This is a genomic window from Terrabacter sp. Soil811 (assembly GCF_001429655.1).
Taxonomy (GTDB): Bacteria; Actinomycetota; Actinomycetes; order Actinomycetales; family Dermatophilaceae; genus Terrabacter.
The window spans coordinates 1,163,335-1,187,236 of sequence record NZ_LMSX01000001.1; the positions used below are offsets into that span (position 1 = coordinate 1,163,335).

Annotated in this window: 27 protein-coding genes; 15 read left to right on the top strand and 12 right to left on the bottom strand. The window is 72.1% G+C overall.

Translation table 11 applies throughout. The features are described from left to right. Positions 1–53: 53 nt before the first annotated feature. Entirely contained in the window at positions 54–587 is a 534-nt protein-coding gene (locus ASH01_RS05430) for an aminoacyl-tRNA deacylase (protein WP_082619406.1), read from the top strand. Positions 588–621: 34 nt separating this feature from the next. Further along, positions 622–999 (top strand): DUF2256 and DUF3253 domain-containing protein, encoded by a 378-nt coding sequence (locus tag ASH01_RS05435; RefSeq protein ID WP_056772244.1) that lies wholly within the window; start codon positions 622–624, stop codon positions 997–999. A 37-nt stretch (positions 1,000–1,036) separates the two neighbouring features. On the opposite strand, the gene hutU is transcribed toward ASH01_RS05435, so the two are convergent. After that, positions 1,037–2,692, bottom strand: a complete 1,656-nt coding sequence (gene hutU / locus ASH01_RS05440; RefSeq protein ID WP_056772246.1) for a urocanate hydratase — start codon at positions 2,690–2,692, stop codon at positions 1,037–1,039. Positions 2,693–2,735: 43 nt separating this feature from the next. Continuing rightward, positions 2,736–4,319 (bottom strand): histidine ammonia-lyase, encoded by a 1,584-nt coding sequence (gene hutH, locus ASH01_RS05445; protein ID WP_056772248.1) that lies wholly within the window; start codon positions 4,317–4,319, stop codon positions 2,736–2,738. Positions 4,320–4,419: 100 nt separating this feature from the next. On the opposite strand from hutH, the gene ASH01_RS05450 reads away from it, so the two are divergent. From ASH01_RS05450 to ASH01_RS05470, 5 genes are all read left to right on the top strand, one after another. Further along, positions 4,420–5,193: an IclR family transcriptional regulator gene (locus ASH01_RS05450; protein ID WP_056772771.1), complete on the top strand. Its 774-nt coding sequence runs from the start codon at positions 4,420–4,422 to the stop codon at positions 5,191–5,193. Positions 5,194–5,231: 38 nt separating this feature from the next. Beyond that, positions 5,232–5,948: a Type 1 glutamine amidotransferase-like domain-containing protein gene (locus tag ASH01_RS05455; protein WP_056772251.1), complete on the top strand. Its 717-nt coding sequence runs from the start codon at positions 5,232–5,234 to the stop codon at positions 5,946–5,948. A gap of 10 nt (positions 5,949–5,958) precedes the next feature. Next, positions 5,959–6,936, top strand: a complete 978-nt coding sequence (locus tag ASH01_RS05460) for an NAD(P)H-quinone oxidoreductase (protein WP_056772253.1) — start codon at positions 5,959–5,961, stop codon at positions 6,934–6,936. A 110-nt stretch (positions 6,937–7,046) separates the two neighbouring features. Then, a complete protein-coding gene (locus ASH01_RS05465; RefSeq protein ID WP_056772773.1) occupies positions 7,047–7,658 on the top strand; it encodes a hypothetical protein in 612 nt (203 codons plus the stop codon). A 97-nt stretch (positions 7,659–7,755) separates the two neighbouring features. After that, positions 7,756–8,388, top strand: a complete 633-nt coding sequence (locus ASH01_RS05470; protein WP_056772256.1) for a proteasome activator — start codon at positions 7,756–7,758, stop codon at positions 8,386–8,388. Between the two features lie 10 nt (positions 8,389–8,398). Here the strand turns inward: ASH01_RS05470 and ASH01_RS05475 are convergent, their stop codons facing one another. Together ASH01_RS05475 and ASH01_RS05480 are read right to left on the bottom strand one after the other, a co-directional pair. Next, entirely contained in the window at positions 8,399–9,082 is a 684-nt protein-coding gene (locus tag ASH01_RS05475) for a histidine phosphatase family protein (RefSeq protein WP_056772258.1), read from the bottom strand. Positions 9,083–9,091: 9 nt separating this feature from the next. Then, positions 9,092–9,316 carry a hypothetical protein gene (locus ASH01_RS05480; protein ID WP_056772259.1) on the bottom strand — a complete coding sequence of 75 codons (225 nt, stop codon included), beginning with the start codon at positions 9,314–9,316 and terminating at the stop codon, positions 9,092–9,094. 103 nt (positions 9,317–9,419) lie between these two features. Between ASH01_RS05480 and ASH01_RS05485 the strand changes: the two genes are divergently transcribed. Next, positions 9,420–11,093 carry a metallophosphoesterase family protein gene (locus tag ASH01_RS05485; RefSeq protein WP_235509530.1) on the top strand — a complete coding sequence of 558 codons (1,674 nt, stop codon included), beginning with the start codon at positions 9,420–9,422 and terminating at the stop codon, positions 11,091–11,093. On the opposite strand, the gene ASH01_RS05490 is transcribed toward ASH01_RS05485, so the two are convergent. Genes ASH01_RS05490 through ASH01_RS05510 form a run of 5 tightly spaced genes read right to left on the bottom strand, consistent with a single transcriptional unit; the run spans position 11,083 to position 16,165 of the window. Beyond that, complete coding sequence (locus tag ASH01_RS05490; protein WP_056772267.1) at positions 11,083–12,846, bottom strand: AMP-binding protein; 1,764 nt, start codon at positions 12,844–12,846, stop codon at positions 11,083–11,085. The genes ASH01_RS05485 and ASH01_RS05490 overlap by 11 nt on opposite strands. Positions 12,847–12,897: 51 nt before the next feature. Then, positions 12,898–13,587 (bottom strand): PH domain-containing protein, encoded by a 690-nt coding sequence (locus tag ASH01_RS05495; RefSeq protein ID WP_056772270.1) that lies wholly within the window; start codon positions 13,585–13,587, stop codon positions 12,898–12,900. Positions 13,588–13,639: 52 nt separating this feature from the next. Then, a complete protein-coding gene (locus ASH01_RS05500) occupies positions 13,640–15,340 on the bottom strand; it encodes a SulP family inorganic anion transporter (RefSeq protein ID WP_056772272.1) in 1,701 nt (566 codons plus the stop codon). 43 nt (positions 15,341–15,383) lie between these two features. Beyond that, on the bottom strand, positions 15,384–15,719 hold the full coding sequence (locus tag ASH01_RS05505; protein ID WP_056772275.1) for an SHOCT domain-containing protein: 336 nt from the start codon (positions 15,717–15,719) through the stop codon (positions 15,384–15,386). After that, entirely contained in the window at positions 15,716–16,165 is a 450-nt protein-coding gene (locus tag ASH01_RS05510) for a DUF6325 family protein (RefSeq protein WP_156415439.1), read from the bottom strand. The genes ASH01_RS05505 and ASH01_RS05510 overlap by 4 nt, the downstream gene beginning before the upstream one ends. Positions 16,166–16,403: 238 nt before the next feature. On the opposite strand from ASH01_RS05510, the gene ASH01_RS05515 reads away from it, so the two are divergent. From ASH01_RS05515 to ASH01_RS05525, 3 genes are all read left to right on the top strand, one after another. After that, complete coding sequence (locus ASH01_RS05515; protein WP_235508520.1) at positions 16,404–17,420, top strand: AI-2E family transporter; 1,017 nt, start codon at positions 16,404–16,406, stop codon at positions 17,418–17,420. Between the two features lie 182 nt (positions 17,421–17,602). After that, on the top strand, positions 17,603–18,673 hold the full coding sequence (locus ASH01_RS05520) for an SGNH/GDSL hydrolase family protein (RefSeq protein ID WP_056772779.1): 1,071 nt from the start codon (positions 17,603–17,605) through the stop codon (positions 18,671–18,673). Between the two features lie 64 nt (positions 18,674–18,737). Beyond that, positions 18,738–20,294 (top strand): phytoene desaturase family protein, encoded by a 1,557-nt coding sequence (locus tag ASH01_RS05525; RefSeq protein WP_056772281.1) that lies wholly within the window; start codon positions 18,738–18,740, stop codon positions 20,292–20,294. Between the two features lie 3 nt (positions 20,295–20,297). Here the strand turns inward: ASH01_RS05525 and ASH01_RS05530 are convergent, their stop codons facing one another. Beyond that, the gene (locus ASH01_RS05530; protein ID WP_056772285.1) at positions 20,298–20,885 is read right to left on the bottom strand and encodes a DNA-3-methyladenine glycosylase I; all 588 of its coding nucleotides are present in this window, start codon (positions 20,883–20,885) and stop codon (positions 20,298–20,300) included. Between the two features lie 9 nt (positions 20,886–20,894). Then, positions 20,895–21,473 carry a GNAT family N-acetyltransferase gene (locus ASH01_RS05535; RefSeq protein WP_056772288.1) on the bottom strand — a complete coding sequence of 193 codons (579 nt, stop codon included), beginning with the start codon at positions 21,471–21,473 and terminating at the stop codon, positions 20,895–20,897. Between the two features lie 340 nt (positions 21,474–21,813). On the opposite strand from ASH01_RS05535, the gene ASH01_RS05540 reads away from it, so the two are divergent. Next, entirely contained in the window at positions 21,814–22,308 is a 495-nt protein-coding gene (locus ASH01_RS05540) for a CAP domain-containing protein (protein WP_056772292.1), read from the top strand. A 73-nt stretch (positions 22,309–22,381) separates the two neighbouring features. On the opposite strand, the gene ASH01_RS23975 is transcribed toward ASH01_RS05540, so the two are convergent. Continuing rightward, positions 22,382–22,486 carry a hypothetical protein gene (locus ASH01_RS23975; RefSeq protein WP_369793453.1) on the bottom strand — a complete coding sequence of 35 codons (105 nt, stop codon included), beginning with the start codon at positions 22,484–22,486 and terminating at the stop codon, positions 22,382–22,384. A 194-nt stretch (positions 22,487–22,680) separates the two neighbouring features. On the opposite strand from ASH01_RS23975, the gene ASH01_RS05545 reads away from it, so the two are divergent. From ASH01_RS05545 to ASH01_RS05555, 3 genes are read left to right on the top strand one after another with little or no spacing between them, the layout of a single operon-like run. Continuing rightward, positions 22,681–22,998 carry an ArsR/SmtB family transcription factor gene (locus ASH01_RS05545; protein ID WP_056772294.1) on the top strand — a complete coding sequence of 106 codons (318 nt, stop codon included), beginning with the start codon at positions 22,681–22,683 and terminating at the stop codon, positions 22,996–22,998. After that, the gene (locus ASH01_RS05550) at positions 22,995–23,519 is read left to right on the top strand and encodes an SRPBCC domain-containing protein (protein WP_056772296.1); all 525 of its coding nucleotides are present in this window, start codon (positions 22,995–22,997) and stop codon (positions 23,517–23,519) included. Before ASH01_RS05545 ends, ASH01_RS05550 begins: the two co-directional genes overlap by 4 nt. Further along, positions 23,519–23,899, top strand: a complete 381-nt coding sequence (locus ASH01_RS05555) for a VOC family protein (RefSeq protein ID WP_056772301.1) — start codon at positions 23,519–23,521, stop codon at positions 23,897–23,899. Before ASH01_RS05550 ends, ASH01_RS05555 begins: the two co-directional genes overlap by 1 nt. Positions 23,900–23,902: the final 3 nt, after the last annotated feature.

Sequence of the window (23,902 nt, forward strand, 5' to 3'; positions counted from 1 at the left end):
CACTCCTCGCAACGCCGGCGTCTGCGTCCGGCTGTGTAACTAGGCTCTGTCCCATGGATCCTGACCGCGATGACACCGCCGAGCGTAGTGACTCGGGCCCGGAAACGCCGATCCGCACGCCGGCGGTCGACGCGGTCCTCGCGGCGGGCATCGAGCACACGGTGACCCGGCACGGGCGCGTCTCGAGCCTCGAGGAGGCGGCCGCCGCTCGGGGCATCGAGCCGCGTGACCTCATCAAGACCCTCGTCGTGCGCCGGGCCGAGGACGACCACGTCTTCGTCCTCGTACCCGGCGACCGCACCTTCTCGTGGGCCAAGGTGCGTGCCCTGCTCGGCACGAACCGCATCTCGATGCCCGACGCCGCGGCCGCGAAGGCCGTCACCGGCTACGAGCGCGGCACCATCACGCCCTTCGGCTCGGCCGCGCGCCTTCCCGTCATCGCCGACACGCACCTCGTCGGGCGCCGCATCTCGCTCGGCGGTGGCGGCCACGGGATCGGCCTCACGGTCAACGGCGACGACGTCATCCGTCTCTTCGACGCGACGGTCGCCGACATCTCCGACGAGGAGGTCCGCAAGGACCGTTGACGCCCCCGCGGTCCCGAGGGCGCAGACTGTGCACATGTCACGCACCCCGCTGCCCACCAAACCGTGCGCTCGATGCGGTCGCACGATCACGTGGCGCAAGGCCTGGGAGCGCGACTGGGCCACGGTGCGCTGGTGCTCCGACAACTGCCGCAAGCACGGCCTGACCCCCGTCGACCTCGAGCTCGAGGACGCCCTCACCAAGCTCGTCAGGGCGCACGCCGCCTCGGTCACGGTCGACCCGTCGGAGGCGGCTCGAAAGGTCGGCGGCGCGGACTGGGAGGCGCTCGTCGAGCCCGCCCGGAACGCCGCCCGACGGCTCGTCGCCGCCGGGCGCGCCCAGATCATCCAGGGCGGCCGGGTCATCGACCCGGACCACGCGAAGGGCCCGATCACGGTGCGCCGCCCCCGCTGAGCGGTCCACACGACCCAACCGGACGGCATACGCCCTCTCAGCCCTCCTGCATCGGGACGCGGACACCGCGTTCGTGCGCGACGCGGTCGGCGATGTCGTAGCCGGCGTCGACGTGGCGGATGACTCCCATGCCGGGGTCGTTCGACAGGACGCGCGCGAGCTTCTGCGCGGCGAGGTCGGTGCCGTCGGCGAGGGAGACCTGGCCGGCGTGGAGGCTCCGGCCGATGCCGACGCCGCCGCCGTGGTGGATCGAGACCCAGCTCGCGCCCGAGCTCGTGTTGACGAGCGCGTTGAGCAGCGGCCAGTCGGCGATGGCGTCGGAGCCGTCGGCCATCGACTCGGTCTCGCGGTAGGGGCTCGCGACGGAGCCGCTGTCGAGGTGGTCGCGCCCGATGACGATGGGCGCCGAGATCTCGCCCGTGCGCACCATCTCGTTGAACTTCAGGCCGGCCTTGTCACGCTCGCCGTAGCCGAGCCAGCAGATGCGGGCAGGCAAGCCCTGGAAGGCGATCCGCTCCTGCGCGCCGCGGATCCACTTGTGCAGGCGGTCGTTGTCGGGGAAGAGCTCGAGCACGGCCTTGTCGGTCGCGGCGATGTCGCGCGGGTCGCCCGAGAGCGCGGCCCAGCGGAACGGGCCCTTGCCCTCGCAGAAGAGCGGGCGGATGTAGGCGGGCACGAAGCCGGGGAACTCGAAGGCGCGGTCGTAGCCGCCCTGGCGGGCCTCGTCGCGGATCGAGTTGCCGTAGTCGAAGACCTCGGCGCCGGCGTCCTGGAACTCGACCATCGCCTTGACGTGCTTGGCCATCGAGGCGCGGGCGCGGTCGGTGAAGTCCTCGGGCTTCTTCTCGGCGTACTCGGCCCAGTCGGCGACGTCGACGCCCTCGGGCAGGTAGCTGAGCGGGTCGTGCGCCGACGTCTGGTCGGTGACGATGTCGATCTCGACACCCCGGCGGAGCAGCTCGGGGAAGACCTCGGCCGCGTTGCCGACGACACCGACCGACCAGCCGCGACGCTCGCGCTTGGCGGCCATCGCCTTCTCGATCGCGTCGTCGAGGTCGGTCGCGACCTCGTCGAGGTAGCGGTGCTCCACGCGCCGGTGCAGGCGGGCCGGATCGACGTCGACGATGAGGCAGGCGCCGTCGTTCATCGTGACGGCGAGCGGCTGCGCGCCGCCCATGCCGCCGCAGCCGCCGGTCAGGGTCAGCGTGCCGGCGAGGGTCCCGTTGAAGCGCTTCTCGGCGACGGCCGCGAAGGTCTCGTAGGTGCCCTGGACGATCCCCTGGGTGCCGATGTAGATCCACGACCCGGCCGTCATCTGGCCGTACATCGTCAGGCCGAGGTGCTCGAGGCGGCGGAACTCGGGCCACGTGGCCCAGTCGCCGACGAGGTTGGAGTTGGCGATGAGGACACGCGGCGCCCACTCGTGCGTCTGCATGACGCCGACGGGACGACCGCTCTGGACGAGCATCGTCTCGTCCTGCTTGAGCGTGGTCAGCGTGCGGACCATCGCGTCGAAGGACTTCCAGTCGCGGGCCGCGCGACCGGTGCCGCCGTAGACGACGAGGTCGTCGGGGCGCTCGGCCACCTCGGGGTCGAGGTTGTTCATGAGCATCCGCAGGGGGGCCTCGGTGGCCCACGACTGCGCCGTCAGGGTCGTCCCACGCGCCGCGCGGACGGGTCGTGCACCTTCCATGTCACTCTCCTTCGAGGTGGAAAACGTTGGTATGCCGGGTCGCTCAGCGGAGCGGGCCGGTGACGGACTCGGCGGCGGCAAGGACGTCGCCGTCGGTCACCGCCCCGTGGGCGCCCTCGATGTCGGGGGCGAGGAAGCGGTCGGGCCCCGGGGCCGCGTTCGTGCGAGCGGACAGCGCGGCGATGACCGCGCCGGTAGCGGGCGACGGCTCGAGCGGGGACCGCAGCTGGATGCCGCGCGCCGCCGTCAGCACCTCGATGGCGAGGACGCGGCCGAGCGCGTCGACGGAACGGCGCAGCTTGCGGGCACCCGACCAGCCCATCGACACGTGGTCCTCCTGCATGGCCGAGCTCGGGATCGAGTCGACCGACGCGGGGACGGCGAGACGCTTCATCTCCGAGACCATGGCGGCCTGGGTGTACTGCGCGATCATGAGGCCCGAGTCGACGCCTGGGTCGTCGGCGAGGAAGGGCGGCAGCCCGTGGTTGCGGGCCTGGTCGAGGAAGCGGTCGGAGCGGCGCTCGGACATCGACGCGACGTCGGCCGCGACGATGGCGAGGAAGTCGAGGACGTAGGCCACCGGGGCGCCGTGGAAGTTGCCGTTGGACTCGACCCGACCGTCGGGGGTGACGACGGGGTTGTCGACGGCCGAGGCCAGCTCGGCGGCGGCGACGCGGGCGGCGTGCTCGACCGTGTCGCGGGCGCCACCGTGCACCTGCGGCGCGCAGCGGAGGGAGTACGCGTCCTGCACGCGGGTGCACTCCTCGGTGCGGTGCGACTCACGGATCGGCGAGTCCGCCATGACGGCAAGGATGTTCGCCGCCGAGTCCCCCTGACCCACCTGGGGGCGCAGCGCGTGCAGGTCCGGCGCGAAGACGCTGTCGGAGCCGAGCAGGCCCTCGACGCTCATCGCGGCCGACACGTCGGCGACCTTGAGCAGGTGACGCAGGTCGTGGATGGCCAGCACGAGCATGCCGAGCATGCCGTCGGTGCCGTTGATGAGGGCGAGGCCCTCCTTCTCGGCGAGGACGACGGGCTCGATCCCGTGGTCGCGCAGGGCGGTTGCCGCGTCGGTGAGCGTGCCGTCGGCGAGGCGCACCGGCCCCTCGCCCATCGCGGCGAGCGCGCAGTGCGACAGCGGCGCGAGGTCGCCGGAGCAGCCGAGCGAGCCGTACTCGTGCACGACGGGGGTGATGCCGGCACTCAGCAGGGCGGCATACGTCCGCGCCGTCTCGAGGCGGACGCCGGTCCGGCCCGTCGCGAGGGTCGACAGGCGGAGCAGCATGAGGGCGCGCACGACCTCGCGCTCGACCTCCGGACCGGCGCCGGCGGCGTGCGAGCGCACGAGCGAGCGCTGCAGCTGGGCGCGCAGCGCCGTCGGGATGTGACGGGTCGCGAGCGCGCCGAAGCCGGTCGAGACGCCGTAGTGGGCGACGGTGTCGTTCGCGAGGTCCTCGATGACGGTGCGGCTGCGGGCGATCTCCGCCTCGGCACCGGGGGAGAGCTCGACCCGGGCGCCGTGGCGGGCGACGGCGACGACGTCCTCGAGGGAGAGCGGACCGGTGCCGACCGTGACGGTGCCGGCGCCGGTCACCGAGTGGGCGGCGGTGGCGGGTGCTGCGTTCATGGACCCATCGAACCGCCGAACGGCTGGCGTGTCGGCCCGCGAGGGAGGACAATTGTCTCGGATGCGAGACTTCCTCGATCGCGGACCGGAGGTGGCCCACATGTCCAACGCCCCCGCCGCCGCCAACGCGCTCGACGTCCTCGAGCACCTCTCGCGCCACGCCGAGCCGGTGCCTGCCGCGTCGATCGCCCGCGACCTCGGCCTGCCCCGCAGCTCGGTCTACCACCTGCTCAAGGTGCTGCACAGCCGGGGCTACGTCACCCACTACGTCGAGGAGCGACGCTTCGGGCTCGGCCAGGCGGCGTACGAGCTCGGGTCGGCCTACCAGCGGCAGGCGCCGCTGGCCCGTGTCGCGCGGGCGGCCATGCGCCGGCTCGTCGACCAGTGCGGCCGCAACGCCCACTTCGCCACCCTCGACGGACGCGACGTCATCTACCTCCTCGAGGAACGCGCCCCCGGGCAGCCGATGCTCGTCACCGACGTCGGTGTGCGCCTGCCCGCCCACCTGACGGCCAGCGGGCTCGCCATGCTGTCCGCCCTCCCCGCGACGCAGGTGCGGGCGCTCTACCCCGACCGGGCCTCGTTCGTGCAGCGCAGCGGAGGGGGGCCGCGGTCGCTCGGCGAGCTGCGGAGCGTGCTCACCCGCACGCGCACCGACGGCTACGCCCGCGAGGAGGGCACCGTGACGGCCGACCTGTCGTCGGTCGCCGTGCCGGTGCTCGACCGCGCCGGCCGGCCGCTCGCGGCGATCGCCATGACGCTGCGGACACCCGACGCGAGCACGGAGCACGTCGCCGAGCTCGTGGGCCGGGCCCGTCTCGCCGCCGAGGACATCGCCCGCCGTCTCAGCCCCAGCCCGACCGGTCGCCGCTGAGCCCCCCACCGGGCACCGGGGTCTCCTAGGGTGCCGACATGGACGTCCACCTCATCGGCGGCGGCTGGGACGACGCCCTCGCCCCCACGCTCTACGGACCCTTCGTCGAGGCCGCCGCGCGTCGCGCCGGCGGCACCCCGCGCATCCTGCTCGTCGTCATGGGCACTGACCCCGAGTCGCTCGAGTACCACGAGAAGTACGTCCACACGCTCGGCCTCGTGGGTGGCCACGACCTCGTCGTGGAGCGGGTGTCCGAGGGCACGCCGCTGGAGCCGGCCGTCCTCGACGGGATCGACGGCCTCTTCGTCGGCGGCGGCCCCACGCCGGAGTACCACGCGTCGCTCGCGGGCAGCTACCACCGGATCCGAGCCCTCGTGTCCGCAGGTGTGCCGTATGCCGGGTTCTCCGCGGGGGCTGCGATCGCGGGCTCCCACGCGGTCGTCGGCGGCTGGCTCCTCGACGGGCGGCCCGTCTGCCCCGAGGACAGCAACGAGGAGCTCGACGACGTCGCCGTGGTCGGGGGCATCGGCCTCGTGCCGGGAGCCGTCGACGTGCACGCCGCCCAGTGGGGCAACGTCTCGCGCCTCGTCGCCGTGGTGGCCGCGGGGCTGGCCCCGAGCGGTGTCGCGATCGACGAGGGGACGCTCCTGCGGTCGGACGGTGCGGTGGCCGGCGCCGGACGCGTGTGGCACGTCACGCCGGACACGGCGACGCCCGGCGGGGCGCTCGTGCGGGCTCGGGCCGGAGGTCAATAGGCTCGGCCCCATGCGCGCGATCACGATCCCCGAGCCCGGAGACGCCGACAGCCTCGTCCTCGACGAGGTGCCCGACCCCGAGGTGACGGCCGGCCACGTGCTCATCGACGTCGCCGCCGCGGGCGTCAACCGCGCCGACGTCATGCAGCGCCTCGGTCACTACCCGCCGCCAGCGGGCGCGTCGGAGTATCCCGGCCTCGAGGTGAGCGGCACCATCGCGGCGCTCGGCGAGGGCGTCGAGGACTGGCAGGTCGGCGACGAGGTGTGCGCCCTCATCGACGGCGGTGGCTACGCCGAGCGTGTCGTGGCGCCGGCCGAGCAGCTCCTGCCGGTGCCGCGCGGCGTCTCGCTCGTCGACGCGGCCGGCCTGCCCGAGGTGACGTGCACCGTCTGGTCCAACGTCTTCCTCGTCGCCAACATCCAGCCGGGCCAGGTGCTCCTGGTCCACGGCGGCAGCTCGGGCATCGGCACCATGGCCATCCAGCTCGCCAAGGCGGTCGGCGCGCACGTCGCCGTCACGGCCGGCAGCCAGGCCAAGCTCGACGTGTGCCGCGACCTCGGTGCCGAGTTCCTCGTCAACTACCGCGAGGAGGACTTCGTCGAGCGCGTCCGCGAGCTGACGAAGGGTCACGGTGCCGACGTCATCCTCGACAACATGGGCGCGAAGTACCTCTCCCGCAACGTCGAGGCCCTCGCCATCAGCGGACGCCTCGTCACGATCGGCCTCATGGGCGGCCGCACGGGCGAGCTCGACATGGGCATGCTGCTGGCCAAGCGCGCCGCCGTCATCGCCACCTCGCTGCGGGCCCGCCCCGCGACGGAGAAGGCCGCCATCGTCGCCGCCGTCCGTGAGCACGTCTGGCCCCTCATCGAGGCCGGCGCGGTGCGTCCGGTCGTCAACTCGCGCCACCCCCTCGAGCACGCCGCCGAGGCGCACCGCGAGATGGAGGCCTCGGGCCACATCGGCAAGATCCTGCTCACCACGTGAATCCGGTCGTGTCGGACTCGTCCCCTGACGCGTCCGACGCGACCGGCGTACCGTCGATCGATGGACCACTTCGGCTCGAAGCGGCCCCCGATCGCAACGGGAGGTTCACGGTGTTCATCCAGGTCATCCAGGGTCGGTGCACTGACGCCGACGCCCTCCACCGGCAGATGGACCGGTGGAGCGAGCAGCTCGAGCCCGGCGCGTCCGGCTGGCTCGGGGGGACGTACGGCATGACGGACGACGGCGAGTTCGTCGGGGTCGTCCGCTTCGACTCGCGGGCCTCGGCCGAGGCCAACTCGGCCCGGCCCGAGCAAGGCGCGTGGTGGGAGGAGACGGCCCGGCTCTTCGACGGCGAGGCCAGCTTCCACGACTGCGACGACGTGACGATGATGCTCGACGGCGGCAGTGACGACGCGGGCTTCGTCCAGGTCATCCAGGGCCGGCTCAGCGACCCGGAGCGCTTCCGCCACATGATGGAGGGGCCGATGGACATGCTCCACGAGGCCCGGCCCGAGATCATCGGCGGCACCATCGCGATCGCCGCAGACGGGTTCTTCACCCAGACGATGGCCTTCCGCACCGAGGACGCCGCCCGCGAGGGCGAGCAGAAGAGCCCGCCGCCCGAGGCCCAGGCCGAGATGGACCAGATGATGGCGTTGATGAGCGACGTCAGCTACCACGACCTCCACCACCCGTGGTTCGCCACAGCCGGCGCGCACTGACGCCCGGCACCTGAGCACGCCAAGGGGCCCGTGCGACCTGACGGGGGACGCACGGGCCCCGTCCCTCTGCCTCTTCGGGTGAGGCAGGATGGAGCGCATGAGCGACGACGCGAGCCGACAGGGCCAGGGCACCGACACCGACTCCCAGCGCGACGAGCCGCGCATCGTCGTCGTCACGCCCGACGGCATGGGGGTGGCGCACGCCCAGGACGAGGACCGCCCCGACGGCCAGGGCGCCCACCCTGAGGGCCGCGAGGAGCGACGCGAGCGCGAGCGCACCAACCCGGCCGACCTCGTCGAGGAGCCGGCCAAGGTCATGCGCATCGGGTCGATGATCAAGCAGCTGCTCGAGGAGGTGCGCAACGCGCCCCTCGACGAGGCCGGGCGCCGTCGACTCGCCGACGTGCACCACCGCTCCATCGAGGAGCTCAAGGACGGTCTCGCGCCCGAGCTCGTCGCCGAGCTCGACCGGATCGCCCTGCCCTTCCGCGACGACTCACCGACCGACGCCGAGCTGCGGATCGCCCAGGCCCAGCTCGTCGGCTGGCTCGAGGGACTCTTCCACGGCATCCAGACCGCGCTCGTCGCGCAGCAGATGGCGGCGCAGCAGCAGCTCCAGCAGATGCGCGCCCTGCCGCCCGGCCCGGGGACCACCTACGGCACGCCCCCCGGCGTGCAGCCCGGCGAGCACCACCCGGGCGAGCCCGGCCCCACCGGCCAGTACCTCTGAGCCGAGGCGGTCAGATCCAGCTCGAACGCTCGCGCTCGGTCGGCGCGACGTCGGTGTTCCACTGCGTGAAGGGCGCCTCGAGCTTGAACCGGAAGTCCTTCTGGCGCAGCAGCACGACGGGCTGGGCGTTCTCGGGGTTGTCGAGCGACTCGAAGTAGTCGACGCTCCAGTGGAACCACCGCATGCAGAAGAGGCGCATCGTCAGGCCGTGCGTCACGATGACGACGTTGCGCGGCGCCGCCGGCGTCTCGAAGTTGCGGTGCATCGACTCGAGGAAGGTCGACACCCGGTCGTAGACGTCCGACCCGGACTCGCCGTTGCTGAACCGGTAGTAGAAGTGGCCGTAGCGGTCGCGCTCGGCCTTCTGCTCCGCGATGTCGACGGGGTCCTGGAAGTTGGCCCAGTCCTGCTCGCGCAGGCGCGGCTCGACCCGCACGTCCCGCTCCGCCACCGGCAGCGCGAGCGCCTCGAGGGTCTGCCGGGTGCGCACGTAGGGCGAGACGTAGGCCTCCACGGACTCCCCGTCGAGCACCTCCCGGATCGCGGCACCCGTGTCGCGGGCCTGCTCGAAACCCTTGGGCGTCAAGCTGATCCGGTGGTCCGGCACGCGCTCGTAGACAGTGTCGTCGAGGTTGCCCTCGGACTCGCCGTGCCGCACGAGGATGATCCGGTTCGGTCGGTGCTCGAGGCTCACCGCCTCAGACTACGGTCGCGACCGCGTGCCCCGACCGTGTGTCGCCCCTCGGGCCGCGCCTCGGGCCGCCCACGGAGCGACGAGCAGCACGAGCCAGGCGAAGCCGACGACGAAGCTCGCCACGAGGATGACGACCCCGGCCGACCCGCCGAGGACCCGCGGGCCGACAGCCAGCAGGACGGCATACGCCATGAGCGCCGTGACGACGACGGCCCTGCGACGAGTCGACCCCATGACTCCCCCTCGCTGCGATGCGCTGACCACCCCATCGCACCACCCGCACGTGAACGGGCGGTGCCGTCCGGGTGACACGTCCCGGTCCGGTTAGGGTGAGGCGATGCGACAGGTGGGCGACCTGCTGACCGGTGACAGCCCCTGGCTGCGCCGGGCCTCGCACGTGCTCAAGTGGCTCGCGGTCCTCGTGGCCTGCTACCTCGGTGGCGTGGCCGCGACCAACCTCGCGCCGACCGTCGCCGAGACCTCCCAGTACCGCGCGGTCCTGCGTCTCGACCCGGTGCCGCGTCACTCCCCCGTGCTCCACGCGCCGACGATCGTCGGTGACGTCGACGTCCAGTTCGCCTCTCCCATCGTCGCGCCCGGCCTCGACGTGCAGGTCGCGGTGCGCGAGGAGATCACCAACCTCTTCACCCGGCCCAACGTCGACATCAGGGCGCTGCAGCCCTCGCCCGACGAGATCTCGTCGGCGATCGCGCAGGCCGCCGTCGGCGTCGGCATCCGCTTCGTCCTCGGCGCGACGGCGATCGCGGTGCTTCTAGCCCTGGCCTCGCACTACATCAGGCAGCGCACCACCCGTCGCCACCACGTGCTCTTCGTCGCGTCCGCGATGGTCGTGGCGACCGCCGTGACCTTCGGCGGGATCGCCCTGACCTACCAGCCGGGCCGCTTCGCGGAGTACCGCACGAGCGGCGTCCTCGGCGTGGTGCAGCGCAACGCCGGCCTGCTCGCCGACGTCGAGGCGCGCGCCACCCAGGTGACGCCGTACTTCCGCAACCTCCTCGCGGTGACGCAGGCGCTCCAGCAGAAGTACGTCGCCGGCAACGTCAACGAGCCCGTCTCGGCGCGCTTCCTGCTCGTCTCCGACATCCACGGCGCGAACCAGTACGCCCTGATGCGCACGATCATCGCGGAGGAGGACATCGACGCCGTCATCGACAGCGGCGACCTCGTCAACTTCGGCCGGGTCCAGGAGGGCGACGCCGCCGGGCTCTACCGCTCGATCCAGTCCCTCGGCGTGCCCTACGTCTTCACCAGCGGCAACCACGACCAGTCCTCGGCGAGCGACCGGGCCGTCCTGGCTCGGCTCGCGCGCATCCCCAACGTCGTGCTCCTCGAGGACGCCGCCGGGTCGCTGCGCCAGGTGACCTTCCACGGGCTGCGCATCACCGGCTTCAACGACCCCCGCTACTTCGGCGACGACAACGCCGACCCGACGGCCAAGGCCAAGCCCGCGGCCGACCGCTACAACGCGGCCGTCGCCGGCCAGCCCGAGCCCGACCTCGTCGTGACGCACGAGCCGTATGCCGCCGAGCAGGTCGAGCGGGGACGCCTGCTCATCAACGGGCACATGCACACCCCCGCGATCGAGGGCAACCGGATCCAGGTCGGCACCTTCACCGGTGGCGGGGTCGTCTCGCACTACTCCGAGGGTCCGGGGCAGGAGCTCGACGGCCAGCCGTACTCCTTCGACATCGCGCAGTTCGGCACGTCGTGCGAGCTGACCTCGCTGACCCGCTACTCCTTCCGCAACCTGCTCGAGGGCCGGCCTGCCTACGACAGCGTGCAGGTCATCAGCGGAGCCCGCATCGACCCCTACCGGCCCGCCGCACCGACCGTCCAGCAGCCGGGTCAGGACCAGCCGGACCCGGCCAAGCGCATCTGCAGCCGCATCGACGAGACGACGGTGCGATCGCTGCCGCTCGCCCCGGACGACCCGACATCGTCGGGCACCACGACCCCTGCCGTGCCGTCCGGGCTGTCGGTCACCCCTTGAGGTCGGGGAACTGGTCGTCGCGCCACTCGTTCGCGGGCTGGTCGGCGCCGGTCGCCTCGAGGTCGGTCTCGCGGCCCCGCAGCTCGACCCGGCGGATCTTGCCCGAGATCGTCTTGGGCAGCTCGTAGAACTCGATCCGCCGGACCCGCTGCCACGGCGCGAGCTTCGCACGGGCGTGGGCGAGGATCGAGCGCGCCACGTCCTCACCGGGCTCGTGGCCCGGGGCGAGGGCGATGTAGGCCTTGGGCACGGCCAGGCGCACGGGGTCGGGCGCGGGCACGACGGCGGCCTCGGCGACGGCCGGGTGCTCGATGAGCACCGACTCGACCTCGAACGGGCTGATCTTGTAGTCGCTCGCCTTGAAGACGTCGTCGGTGCGTCCGACGAAGGAGATGTAGCCGTCGGCGTCGACCGACGCGACGTCGCCCGTGTGGTAGAAACCGCCGGCCATGGCGTCGGCGTTGCGCTGCTCGTCGCCCTGGTAGCCGGTCATGAGCGGGACGGGGTGCTGGGACAGGTCGAGACAGATCTCGCCCTCGCGGTTGCCATCCGAGTCGGCCTCCGTGACAAGGACATTCGTGATCGGGTCGACGACGACGACCGGACAGCCGGGGAGCGGCCGGCCCATCGAGCCCGGCTTGACGGTGGAGCCGGGGGTGTTGCCCACCGCTGCGGTCATCTCGGTCTGTCCGTAGCCGTCGCGGATCGTCAGGCCCCACGCCTTCTCGACCTGCGCGATGACCTCGGGGTTGAGCGGCTCGCCGGCGCCGATGACCTCGCGCAGCGACCCCGGGCCGCCGGTCAGGTCGCTCTTGATGAGCATCCGCCACACCGTCGGCGGCGCGCAGATCGAGGTGACCTCGTGCGTGCGCAGGACCCGCAGCAGTGCGGCCGGGTCGAACCGGCTGTAGTTGTAGACGAATGCCGCCGCCTCGGCCGCCCACGGCGCGAAGAACGACGACCATGCGTGCTTGGCCCAGCCGGGGCTGCTGATGTTGAGGTGCACGTCGCCGGGCTGCAGCCCGATCCAGTACATCGTCGACAGGTGCCCGACGGGGTAGGAGCGCTGGGTGTGCTCGACGAGCTTGGGCCGGCTCGTCGTGCCGGACGTGAAGTAGAGGAGCATCCGGTCGTCGGGCGCCGTGCCCGGGTGCTCGGTGGGCGTGACCTCGAGGTCGTAGGCCGCCTCGTGGCGTTCCCAGCCAGCCGTGGCGGTCCCGGCCGGATCGGCCCCACCGACGGCGACGCGCAGGTAGTCGCCCGGCACGTCGTCGAGCTTGTGCACCTCGGACGCGTTGGTGATGACGGCGCGGGCCGCGCCGCGCTCCATCCGGTCGACGAGGTCGCCGGGGCCGACGGCGGTCGTCGTCGGCATGACGACGGCGCCGAGCTTGATGACGGCGAGCATCGACTCCCAGAGCTCGACCTGGTTGCCGAGCATGAGGATCACCGAGTCACCGCGGCGCACACCGAGCGCGGCGAGGTGCGCGGCCACCTGGTCGGAGCGGCGGGCCATCTCGTCCCAGGAGTACGACGCCGACGACTCGTCCTGCTCGACGATCGTCAGGCAGGCGCCACCGTTGCCCCGGGCGATGGCGTCGAACCAGTCGACGCCCCAGTTCCAGCGGTCTCCCACGTCGGGGAAGGTGAACTCGCGGACGGCTCTGGCGTGGTCGCCGCGCAGGGCGAGGAGCTCGTCACGGGCGGCCCGGTAGGTCGCGGTCACACCGGCTTCGTCGACAGTGGAGGTCATGACCCGACGATGCCACACGCGCCTGCCGTGCGGCAGGGGACGGCGACGGGCTCAGAGCGACTGGTCGCTGCTGTCACCGAGGTCGCGCGGGCGGCGGCGCTCCTCCGCGAGCTCGGGTCGGTCGGGCCGGTCGGACCGCTGGCGCGGGATCGCCGTCGTGTCCTCGCTGTAGTCGTCGTCGCCGGCCGCGAAGGCCGGGTCCGAGCCGGGAGCGTCGGCCATGCCGCGGCCGTGGGTGCGGCGGCGCAGGTCGTCCTCGTCGATGAGGCGGTTGATGAGCTGCTGGACCTCGTTGCTGCGCGGGATGTTCGTGAGGTTCTCGTCGGGGCTGTCGCCGGCCGACTCGATGTGCAGCGAGCCCGCGCCGATGATCCGGTCGACCACGGTCTGCTGGAAGCTCACGTCGGTGATCTTCGAGAGCGTGATGTCCTTGCCGTTCTTCGTCAGGATGCCTCGGCGCACCATGACGCGGTGCGAGGTGATGACGTAGTGGGTGGTGCGCCAGCGCAGGTAGGGCACGAAGACCGCCGGGACGGCGACGAGGACGAACACCGCCACGGCGATCCACTGGATCCGGTTGCCGGTGTCGTCGTCGGGGGTGGCGCGGGCGACGGTGATGCAGGCCGCGGCCAGCAGCAGGCCGAAGATCGTGGGCACGACGACGGTGAGCCAGTGCGGGTGCAGGTCGCGCTCGACCTTCTCTCCCTTGGCGAGCACGTTCTCCGGGAACCCCACGGTCATCCTCCTGTCGTCAGGTCCGCTCGGACCACGCGTTGCCACTCAGCCTAGGCGGTCACGACTCCCCGTCGGTCGGGTCGGACTCCGCGAGCAGCCGCAGGCCGTCGGCCCGGGCCCGGCGCGTGGTCTCGCCGAGCCACTCGGTGCCGAGGTAGACGTGGTCGGGTCCGACGAGCCCGACGAGCCCCTCGGCCTCCATCTGGTGCAGCACCTGCCGGTTGTCGACGACGAGCTTGAGGACGCCACCGTGGGCCTGGAGCTCCCTCGCGTAGCCGCGGAGCACGTCGATGAGGGTCAGGCCGATCTGGTCGACGCCGCGGAGACGGAGCACCACGACGGCGTGCCGCGACCCGTCGTCGACGCGTGGTAGCAATGCGCGGAACGTCGGGGCGCTGGCGAAGAAGAGGGAGCCGTACGGCTGGAGCACGAGCACCTCGCCGCCCGGCACGGTGACCGGTGGCTCGCCCTGACGCACCCTCCCGTCTCCGTCGAGGTCGAGGCGCGTGACCCGCACCCGGTTGGACTGCTCGACGACATGGAGCACGATCGCGAGGGCGACCCCGACGAGCACGGCGTACTGCACCGGGATGAGGAGGGTCAGCACGAAGGTGAGCGCGAGGACGACGGTCTGGACGGTCCCCGTGCGCATCACCGACTGCACCCTCGCCGGCTTCACGGCGCCGGCTCCGACGACCATGAGCAGCGCCGCGATGGACGGCAGGGCGACGAGGGCCACGACGTCGGCGAGCACGAGCACGACGAGCGCCATGACGCCGCCGGCGAAGCCGAGCGAGAGGCGCGTCCGGGCGCCCGCGGTCGCGACGAGCGAGGACGCCGACATCGAGCCGCCGACCGGCATACCCCGGAAGAGACCGGAGACGATGTTGCCGACTCCCTGCCCGATGAAGTCGCGCGAGGCGACGGACGGGCGCCCGTCGGGGTTGGGCACCGCAGCCGACACCGCGGCGCCCTGGACGAGTCCGATGAAGGCCAGAGAGACCGCGGGCAGCGCGAGGTAGGGCACGTCGCCGAGCGACGGCAGCGCCGGCAGCGGCAGGGAGTGCGGGACCGCGGCGATGTCGCCCACGACCGCGACGTGCGCGTCGAAGAGCGACCCCAGCACGCCGGCGAGGAGCGAGCCGACGGCCATCGCCACCACGAGGCCGAGAGCGCCCAGGCGGGTGCGCTGGAGCCCGACGATGAGCACGAGGGTCACCGCCCCGACGAGCAGGGTCATGAGGTCGATCCGCGACGGATGGAGGACCAGGTCGAAGGTGCGCATGACCCGGTTGGCGCCGGACGTCTCGGCTCCCGTGAAGTCGCCGAGCTGGCCGAGCACGATGTTGACGCCGACGGCCGTGACGAAGCCGGTCATGACCGAGCTCGGCACGAACCGCAGCAGCACCCCTCCCCGCAGCAGGCCGGCCGCGATCATGACGACGCCGGTCAGCGCGGCCAACGTCCAGAGCGCCCGCTCCGGGTCAGGTCGAGACCCCAGGTCGGCGTCGGCGACGACGAGTGACATGGCGCCCGTCGCCTGGACGGCCATGAGCGTGCTGCTCGTGAAGAGCGCCGCGCCGACCATGCCGTAGAGGTAGCCGTAGAGACCGGCGAGCGGGTTGACGCCCGCGAGGACGCCGCTCGCCAGACCGTCGGGGACGCTCTCGACACCGAGCACGACCCCCGCCTTGACGTCGGCGCCCCAGGGCCGGCTCCTCAGCCGAGCGAGGGCTCCCCGAGCCGCCCCGCCCGTCACGGTGCCGCCGGCGTCGTCACCGATGGCGGCGCCAACATCCGGATCAGCCGCCCAGGATGCGGGCCTTCTGCTGCGCCAGCTCCTCGTCGGTGAGGATGCCCTGCGCGTGCAGTGCCGCCAGGCGCTCGAGCGAGTCCAGCATGTCGTCGGCTGCGGGCGCGGCAGGCGGGGGCGGCGGGGGCGGCGGGGGCGGGGGCGCCTGGGCAGCCATGTCCTGGGCCTCCTGCTGCTGCCGGTAGGCCTCGGCATCCGCGGCCTGCTGCGCCTTGGCCTGCTGGCCCTGGTGCACCTTGCCGCTCACAGCGGTGGCGGTGCCGGCGACGACGGCCGTACGGGCGGCCACCCCCAGCAGACCGGGCCGGCCCCTGCGTCCTCTCATGACCCCTCCTCGTTCGATGCGATCGCGCTGAGCGCCACCTCGATGTCCTCACGCGGCAGGCGTTCCATGACGAGCAGCTGCCCGTCCAGCTCGCGCACCTCGGCAGCGATCTCGGACGCCCACACGTTCTCCCAGGCGATGACGAGCACCGTCGTGCCAGGATCCATCTCGGCGGCGATGGCGAGGGCGTCCTCCTCGCCGACGAGGTCGGGCATGACGGTCGGGAAGCCGAGCAGCTCCTCGGCACCCTCGGGTGACTCGGCGTCGTACATCAGCACGCTGCCGTCGTCGTCCTTGCGGACGAGCAGCACGTCGAGCACGCGGACCGCGCCCTTGTCGACCGCTCGCGCCACCGCATCGCGTATGCCGCCCTGCCGCAGCTCTCCGCGGAAGCCGATGACCGCCAGGTCCACTGGCCCGATCGGCCCTGTCGTCGCAGTCGACATGGGACTCCTCCCGGTTCGTGGCGGAGTCGTGACCGGCACCGCTCGCCTTCATGCTCCGGTGCGCCCGCGCCGTGGGCATCACCCCGACGGGGTGACGCCCGCCGTGCGCGCCGGTGGTGACATGACAGGCATGAGCGGAACGGACGTGCCGAGGGCCCGAGATCCTGGGGATCCGGTCCCCGGGGCGCCGTCCGGGCTCGTTCCGGCGGGGCGAGCACGCCCCGCGATCCCGCGGGGCGTGCTCATCCTCGTGGCGCTGGCGGCCGGCTTCGTCGTCGCCTTCGGCATCCACCTCGTGTCGGGCATCCTCGGGCCGCTCTTCCTCGCCCTCGTCCTGACCATCGCGGCCTTCCCGGTGCGCAACGCCATGGTCCGGCGCGGCCTGCCCCACTGGTTGGGCACGCTCGCGGTCGTCTTCGTGATCTACCTCGGCATCGTGGGGCTCGCCCTGCTCGTCGTCGTGTCCGGCGCCGAGCTCGCAGGCCTCCTCCCCCAGTACGCCGACGACCTAGCGGCCCTCGTCGCCGACGTGACCGACTGGCTCGCCGCCCGTGGGGTCAAGCCCGAGCAGACGCAGGCGATCGCCTCGTCCTTCGACCTCGGGCGCGTCAGCGCGCTCATCACCTCGCTCCTCTCGGACATCCTGTCGCTCGTGACGAACCTCGTCTTCGTCCTCGCGCTCGTGCTCTTCTCCGCGATGGACGCCCGGGGCTTCTCCGAGACCCTCACGACACTCCGCACCGAGCGGCCTGCGTTCGTGTCGGCGATGATGTCCTTCACGCACGGCACGCGCCGATACCTCGTGGTGGCAACGGTGTTCGGTGCCATCGTCGCCGTCTTCGACACCATGTTCCTGTGGCTCGTCGGGGTGCCGGGCGCGCTCCTCTGGGGCCTGCTCGCCTTCATCACGAACTACATCCCCAACATCGGCTTCGTCATCGGCCTCGTGCCACCGGCGATCCTCGCGCTGCTCGAGGGGGGGTGGAGCCTGTTCGCCCTCGTCGTCGTGGTCTACAGCGTCATCAACCTCATCATCCAGTCGGTCATCCAGCCGAAGATCGTCGGCGACGAGGTGGGCCTCTCAGCGGTCGTGACGGTCCTGTCGCTCGTCGTCTGGTCCGTGCTGCTCGGCGGCATCGGCGCCGTGCTCGCCATCCCGCTGACGCTGCTCGTCAAGGCCCTGCTCGTCGACGTCGACCCTCACGCGCAATGGCTCGGCAGCCTCCTCGGGGACCGTCGCGAGGCGCCGTCCTGACGAGCCGACCGGCCGGCTGCAGTTCGGCTCGCGGGTCGGGCACGGTGCCCCTACTGTCCGGTAGTGGGACGTGTGACGCAGGGCACAGCGTGGCCGGCGGGCGGCGCCCCGGCAGGTTGCAGTGCTCGGCGTCAGCAAGCCTTCCACCCACAAAGGAGTGTGTCGTGAAGAGCAGGTCCGTCATGTCATCCACCCGCCGGCGTGCCCTCGGGGCCGGTCTCTCCGCCCTCATCGGAGCCGGAGCCGCCCTCGCCCTCGGCGCCCCGGCCGTCGCCGCGGGCACGGGCTACGTCGCCCTCGGCGACTCCTACTCCTCGGGCACGGGGACCCGGACGTACATCAGCGACGGCACGTCGTGCCAGCGCTCCGTCTACGCCTACCCGTCGCTCGACGCCTCGGCCCTCGGGCTGGCACTGAGCTTCCGCGCGTGCTCCGGCGCGACGGTCGCCGACGTCACGAACACCCAGCTGTCCGCGCTGTCGAGCACGACGGCATACGTCACGATCTCGGTGGGCGGCAACGACGCCGGCTTCGCGAGCGTCCTGACGACGTGCGCGCAGCCGAGCTGGCTCAGCAACTGCAACGGCGCCATCGACACGGCCCAGGGCACCATCACCAACACGATCCCGGGCCGGCTCGCGACGCTCTACTCCTCGATCCGCGCCAAGGCCCCGAACGCCCGCGTCATCGTCGTCGGATACCCACGCATCTTCAACGGCGAGGACTGCAACGCGTTCACGTGGTTCTCCCCCACCGAGGAGTCGCGCCTCAACGCGACCGCCGACCTGCTCAACGCGAAGACCGCCACGGCCGCCTCGAACGCCGGCTTCACCTTCGTCCACCCGACCTCGAAGTTCGTCGGCCACGCCGTGTGCGACAACGTCGAGTGGCTCAACGGCCTGTCCAACCCGGTCGGCGAGAGCTACCACCCCAACATCGCCGGGCACCGTGACGGCTACGCGGTCGTCACCAAGCCCGCCTTCGGGCTCGCCCTCACGCTCTCGGCGTCGCAGGCCGAAGCCAGGGCCGTCGCGTCCGCCGACGCGCTGGCCCGGGACGCGAGGAGGTATGCCGCCGTCGACCGCACGATCACACCGGAGCGTTTCGTAGCTCCCGACCTCACGACCCCCGCGGCCCGCGCCGCCGCCGCGCGCGCCGGGGTCGACCTGAGCAGCCGCGCCAGCATCGACGCCGCGGACCGGCTCTACTCGGCCCGTCAGGACGCCGCGAGGAGGTCCGTGGCTCCGCGGTGAGCCCGCGGTGAAGAAGTGGTGAGGTCGTCGGGCGTCGCCCGGGCACGGCACCTAGTCTGACCGGGTGCGCTACGACGACATCATCATCGGGGCCGGTCACAACGGCCTCACGGCCGCCGCCTACCTGGCCCGCGCGGGAAGGACTGTCCTCCTCCTCGAGCGATCGGACCGGGTGGGCGGCGCTGCCGTGTCCGCCCGCGCCTTCGAGGGGGTCGACGCACGACTGTCGCGCTACTCCTACCTCATCTCGCTGCTGCCACGTCAGGTGCTCACCGACCTCGACCTCGACCTGCGGCTCATCCGGAGGCGGTACTCGTCCTACACGCCGGTCCCGTCGGACCCCGCCCGCGGCCTCCTCGTCGACCACGGTGACGCCGCGGCGACCCGAGCGGCCTTTCGCGCGCTGACCGGTGGTGACGACGCGTACGCCGGGTGGAGTGACTTCTACGGCCGGATGGCCGACGTCGCCGCGCGGGTCTTCCCGACGGTCCTCGAGCCGCTGCGCTCCCGCGACGACGTGCGCACGCTCTCCGGGGACGGCGACCTCTTTGACGCACTGACGACGCGGCCCATCGGCGAGCTCATCGAGTCGGTCACCGACGACGACACGCTCCGCGGCATCATCGCCACCGACGCCCTCATCGGCACGTTCGCCTCGCTCGGCGAGGGCGACCTGCGCCAGAACGTCTGCTTCCTCTACCACCTCATCGGCGGCGGCACCGGAGACTGGGACGTCCCCGTCGGGGGCATGGGCGCGCTCACGGACTCCCTTGCGGCAGCGGCGGTCTCGGCCGGCGCGACGATCGTCACGGGCGCCGAGGTCACGTCGGTCGACCCCTCGACGGGCGAGGTCGCCTGGTCCGGCGGGAGCGCCGGCACCGGCAGCGCCGTCGGCGGCACCCTCGTGGCCGGTTGCGCACCCACTGTCCTCAACCGCCTCCTCGCCGCTGCGGGTGCGGCACCGGTCGACACCGAGCCCGACGTCGAGGGCGCCCAGCTCAAGGTCAACATGCTGCTGACGCGCCTGCCGCGCCTGCGCGACGCCGCCGTCGATCCCGCCGCCGCGTTCGCCGGCACCTTCCACATCAACGAGGGCTACGGCCAGCTCGAGCAGACGTATGCCGTCGCGCGCGACGGGAGCATCCCCGACCTTCCCCCGTGCGAGATCTACTGCCACACCCTCTCGGACCGCTCGATCCTCGGAGCGGATCTCGCCGCCACGGACGCACAGACGCTGACCCTCTTCGGCCTGCACCTGCCGGCCCGGCTCTTCCGCGCCGACAACGAGACCGCGACGAAGGAGGCCCTGGCCGCCACCCTCCGCTCGCTCGACTCGGTGCTCGGCGAACCGATCGAGTCGGTCCTCGCCCGCGACGCCGACGGCAACCCCTGCATCGAGGTCAAGAGCCCCGTCGACCTCGAGCAGTCGGTCGGCCTGCCCGGCGGCAACATCTTCCACCGCTCGCTGCAGTGGCCCTGGGCCGAGCGGGACGTCGAGGTGGGCACGTGGGGCGTCGAGACGGCATACGACAACGTGCTGCTCGGCGGTGCGGGGGCCCGGCGGGGCGGCGGTGTCAGCGCGATCCCCGGCCACAACGCAGCGCGGGCGATCCTCGGCTGAGGGCTAGGCGGGCCAGACGCCCGAGCTACCGCGCCGGTGGCTGCTCATGAGATGGGTGTCGACGATGCCGACGGCCTCCATCAAGGCATACATGGTCGTAGGTCCGACGAACGCGAAACCCTTCTTGCGCAAGGCTTTTGAGAGCGCCTTGCTCTCGTCGGACACGGTCGGAACGTCGGAGTGGCCCTCCGGGCGCGGGGTGTCGGGCGGCTGGAAACCCCAGACGAAGTCGACGAGCCCGCCCTCGTCGCGCAGCGCGATGGTGGCCCGGGCGTTGGTGATCGTCGCCTGGATCTTGCCGCGGTGGCGGATGATGCCGGCGTCACCGAGCAGCTGCTCGACGTCGGCGTCGGTGTAGGTCGCCACGACGTCGGGGTCGAAGTCGGAGAAGGCCGCCCGGAAGTTCGGGCGCTTGCGCAGGATCGTCGCCCACGACAGGCCGGCCTGGAAGCCCTCGAGGCAGATCCGCTCGTAGAGGCCTCGCTCGTCACGGATCGGCACCCCCCACTCGGTGTCGTAGTAGTCCATGAGGAGCGGGTCGACCGACGCCCACGTGGGGCGGGCGAGCCCGTCAGCGCCAACGACCGTCATGCCGCGACCCTAGGACAGCGCCCGGCGCATGACGACGCGGGGGAAGCCCCCGGACACGGAGTCGGTGTCGGCCGCCTTGGCGAAGCCGGCTCGCTCGAAGAGCACGCGCGTGCCGACGTAGGCCATCGTGAGGTCGACCTTCTGGCCGCGGTTGTCGACGGGGTAGCCCTCGACGGCGGGCGCGCCCTGGTCGCGGGCGTAGCCGACGGCGCCCTCGAGGAGCGGTCGGGCGATGCCCTGGCCGCGGTGACCGGGGCGGACCCGGATGCACCAGATCGACCACACGGCGACGTCGTCGACGTGCGGGATCTTCGCCGACCGCGCGAAGGGCAGCTCGGACCGGGGCGCCACGGCGGCCCAGCCGACGACCTCGGCGCCGTCGTAGGCCAGCACTCCCGGCGCGACGGCGCGGCGCGTCAGGTCGCGGACGAACTCGCCGCGCTCAGGACCGACGAGCGCCCTGTTGGTCCTCGAGTCGAGCCGGTGGCTCAGGCACCAGCACACGGTCGAGGCCGGGCTCCTCGGGCCGAGCATCGTCGCGACGTCGTCGAACCGCGCGAGCGTCGCGGGGCGCACCTCGAAGGTCATGGCGCCAACGCTAGCCAGAGGCGGTGACGGTGGCCGGTCCACCGCGCGGGCATGATGGGCCCGTGACGCCGGACCCGCATGCCGGACTCGACCTCGAGTCGCTCGACCTGCGCGAACCACCCCGGAGGACGAGGTCACGGCCGCGGCGGCCCGGGTGTTCAAGGCCGCCTGGGACGCCGTGAAGGAGGTCACCGAGTACACCGACTGGCGCGCGCAGCACCGGGAGCGCCACGGCTGACATCGTCGTCGCGCGGTTGATATGTCCGATTTGTCGACCGGCGGCCACCGACCTCCGTACCGTGGCCGGACGGCATACGCCCGCAGTCATCTCGGAGGACCCATGCAGCCCAACGGCACTTCCACCCGCACCCGCGTCGGCCTCGTCATCGCCGCCTCGGCCGCGCTCGCGGCCACGCCGGCGATCGGCTCGTCGCGGCCGGCCGAGGCGGCCACGGTGAGCGTCCAGAACCAGGTCATCCAGCTCGTCAACGTGCAGCGGGCCAAGGTCGGGTGCCGCGCCCTCGTGCTCGACGCGCGCCTCTCACGAGCGGCGCAGGCGCACTCGATCGACATGGCGAAGCGCCGCTACTTCTCGCACACGAGCCTCGACGGCCGCACTTTCGCGCAGCGCATCCGGGCGCAGGGCTACACCGGCTCGCTCATCGGCGAGAACATCGCGGCCGGGTACCCCACACCCAAGGCCGTCATGGACGCGTGGATGAAGAGCCCGGGACACAAGGCCAACATCCTCAGCTGCCGCTACAAGGCCATCGGCGTCGGCTCGGCGGTCGGCGGGCCCTACCGCTACTACTGGACGCAGGACTTCGGCGGCTGAGGCCGAAGCACCTCAGTCGTCGAAGACGTGCCAGCAGATGGCACTGCGGCGACGCTGGTCGTCGAGCACGAGCTCACGGATGGCGCATGCCGCCGCGCCCAGCTCGTGCGCGGGCGACCTCCATGGCGTCCTGCGGACGGGTGTCGTCCGGGTGCGCGGACTCGAAGAGCGGCAGCACGTGCGTGGCACACCCGAGGGCCCACTCGGCGAGGAGCCGGTGGTGCTCGTCCGTCAGCGTGCCTCCGCGCCGGATCGTGATGACCGCGGGTCACGCTCGGTCGGCAGGATCGGCACGCTTCGTTCCTACCATGCAGAGGGCCGTGGTTGTTGATTACCCTTGCGGGTACATACCAGGTTGGGTACATTCACTACATGGACGCGGTACTGCAGGCCTTGAGCGACCCGAGCCGACGCACGGTGCTCGAGATCCTGCGCAACCACGAGGCGACCGCCGGCGAGCTCGCCGACGCCCTGCCGATCGCCCGGCCGGGCGTGTCCCGGCACCTGCGGGTGCTCCGCGAGGCCGGGCTCGTCGACGTGCGCCAGGAGGCGCAGCGCAGGATCTACACCCTGCGCCCCGAGGCGCTCGTCGAGGTCGACGAGTGGCTGGCAGGCTACCGCGCCCTGTGGCAGAACCGGCTCGATGCCCTGCACACGGAGATCGCACGAGGAAAGAAGGCACGGAAGTGAAGATCACCGGCACGATGCGCGCCCTCGACGACACCCGCGGAGCAGTCCGCGTGGAGGACGTCTACGACACGGACATCAACGACCTCTGGGAGGCGTGCACGAACCCCGAGCGGCTGGCCCGATGGATCGCCGAGGTGTCCGGGGACCTCCGCGTGGGCGGGACGGTGCACGCCGTCTTCACGAGCACGTGGACCGGACCGGCGACGGTCGAGGTCTGCGACGCACCGCACCACCTGCTGCTGACGACCGAGCCCGGCACCGACGACGAGAGCCAGATCGAGGCCTGGCTCACCGTCGAGGGGGCGCAGACCCGACTCGTCGTCGAGGAGCGCGGCCTGCCGGTCGGGCAGCTGCACTTCTACGGAGCCGGCTGGCAGGTGCACCTCGAGGACCTCGGGCGTTCACTGGTCAGCGGCGGCTCGGCCCACGCCGGTGGCTGGTCGCAGGAGGTGCCCGCACCGGCCTGGAAGGAGCGCTGGACGGCGCTGACCCCCGCCTACGAGAACCTGTCGGACCACTGATGTCCGGCACGATCAGGTTCGACGGGACCACGGTCAACGCTCCCGACGCGCTCGCGCTGGCGACGTTCTACGCCGAGATCACCGAGGGCGTCGCGAAGGGCTCGGCGCACTGGGCTGCGGTCAGCACCGGTGGTGCGCTCATCGCCTTCCAGCAGGTCGAGGACTTCGCGCCACCGACCTGGCCGGGCGGGTCCGCGCCGATGCAGCTGCACCTCGACTTCTTCGTCGACGACCTCGCGGCGAGCGGGGCACGCGCGACCGCGGCCGGGGCCCGACTCCTCGAGGTCCAGCCCAACGACCACTGCCGCGTCTATGCCGACCCGGCCGGCCACCCGTTCTGCCTGTCGACGTGGAAGGGACAGCAGCTCTTCGACAGGTGATCC

Bases quoted from the DNA above. Each gene is read 5' to 3' on its own strand.
- ASH01_RS05430 (WP_082619406.1), top strand. From the start codon at position 54: ATGGATCCTGACCGCGATGACACCGCCGAGCGTAGTGACTCGGGCCCG.
- ASH01_RS05435 (WP_056772244.1), top strand. From the start codon at position 622: ATGTCACGCACCCCGCTGCCCACCAAACCGTGCGCTCGATGCGGTCGC.
- hutU (WP_056772246.1), bottom strand. From the start codon at position 2,692: ATGGAAGGTGCACGACCCGTCCGCGCGGCGCGTGGGACGACCCTGACG.
- hutH (WP_056772248.1), bottom strand. From the start codon at position 4,319: ATGAACGCAGCACCCGCCACCGCCGCCCACTCGGTGACCGGCGCCGGC.
- ASH01_RS05450 (WP_056772771.1), top strand. From the start codon at position 4,420: ATGTCCAACGCCCCCGCCGCCGCCAACGCGCTCGACGTCCTCGAGCAC.
- ASH01_RS05455 (WP_056772251.1), top strand. From the start codon at position 5,232: ATGGACGTCCACCTCATCGGCGGCGGCTGGGACGACGCCCTCGCCCCC.
- ASH01_RS05460 (WP_056772253.1), top strand. From the start codon at position 5,959: ATGCGCGCGATCACGATCCCCGAGCCCGGAGACGCCGACAGCCTCGTC.
- ASH01_RS05470 (WP_056772256.1), top strand. From the start codon at position 7,756: ATGAGCGACGACGCGAGCCGACAGGGCCAGGGCACCGACACCGACTCC.
- ASH01_RS05480 (WP_056772259.1), bottom strand. From the start codon at position 9,316: ATGGGGTCGACTCGTCGCAGGGCCGTCGTCGTCACGGCGCTCATGGCG.
- ASH01_RS05485 (WP_235509530.1), top strand. From the start codon at position 9,420: ATGCGACAGGTGGGCGACCTGCTGACCGGTGACAGCCCCTGGCTGCGC.
- ASH01_RS05490 (WP_056772267.1), bottom strand. From the start codon at position 12,846: ATGACCTCCACTGTCGACGAAGCCGGTGTGACCGCGACCTACCGGGCC.
- ASH01_RS05495 (WP_056772270.1), bottom strand. From the start codon at position 13,587: ATGACCGTGGGGTTCCCGGAGAACGTGCTCGCCAAGGGAGAGAAGGTC.
- ASH01_RS05505 (WP_056772275.1), bottom strand. From the start codon at position 15,719: ATGAGAGGACGCAGGGGCCGGCCCGGTCTGCTGGGGGTGGCCGCCCGT.
- ASH01_RS05510 (WP_156415439.1), bottom strand. From the start codon at position 16,165: ATGTCGACTGCGACGACAGGGCCGATCGGGCCAGTGGACCTGGCGGTC.
- ASH01_RS05520 (WP_056772779.1), top strand. From the start codon at position 17,603: ATGTCATCCACCCGCCGGCGTGCCCTCGGGGCCGGTCTCTCCGCCCTC.
- ASH01_RS05530 (WP_056772285.1), bottom strand. From the start codon at position 20,885: ATGACGGTCGTTGGCGCTGACGGGCTCGCCCGCCCCACGTGGGCGTCG.
- ASH01_RS05535 (WP_056772288.1), bottom strand. From the start codon at position 21,473: ATGACCTTCGAGGTGCGCCCCGCGACGCTCGCGCGGTTCGACGACGTC.
- ASH01_RS05540 (WP_056772292.1), top strand. From the start codon at position 21,814: ATGCAGCCCAACGGCACTTCCACCCGCACCCGCGTCGGCCTCGTCATC.
- ASH01_RS05545 (WP_056772294.1), top strand. From the start codon at position 22,681: ATGGACGCGGTACTGCAGGCCTTGAGCGACCCGAGCCGACGCACGGTG.
- ASH01_RS05555 (WP_056772301.1), top strand. From the start codon at position 23,519: ATGTCCGGCACGATCAGGTTCGACGGGACCACGGTCAACGCTCCCGAC.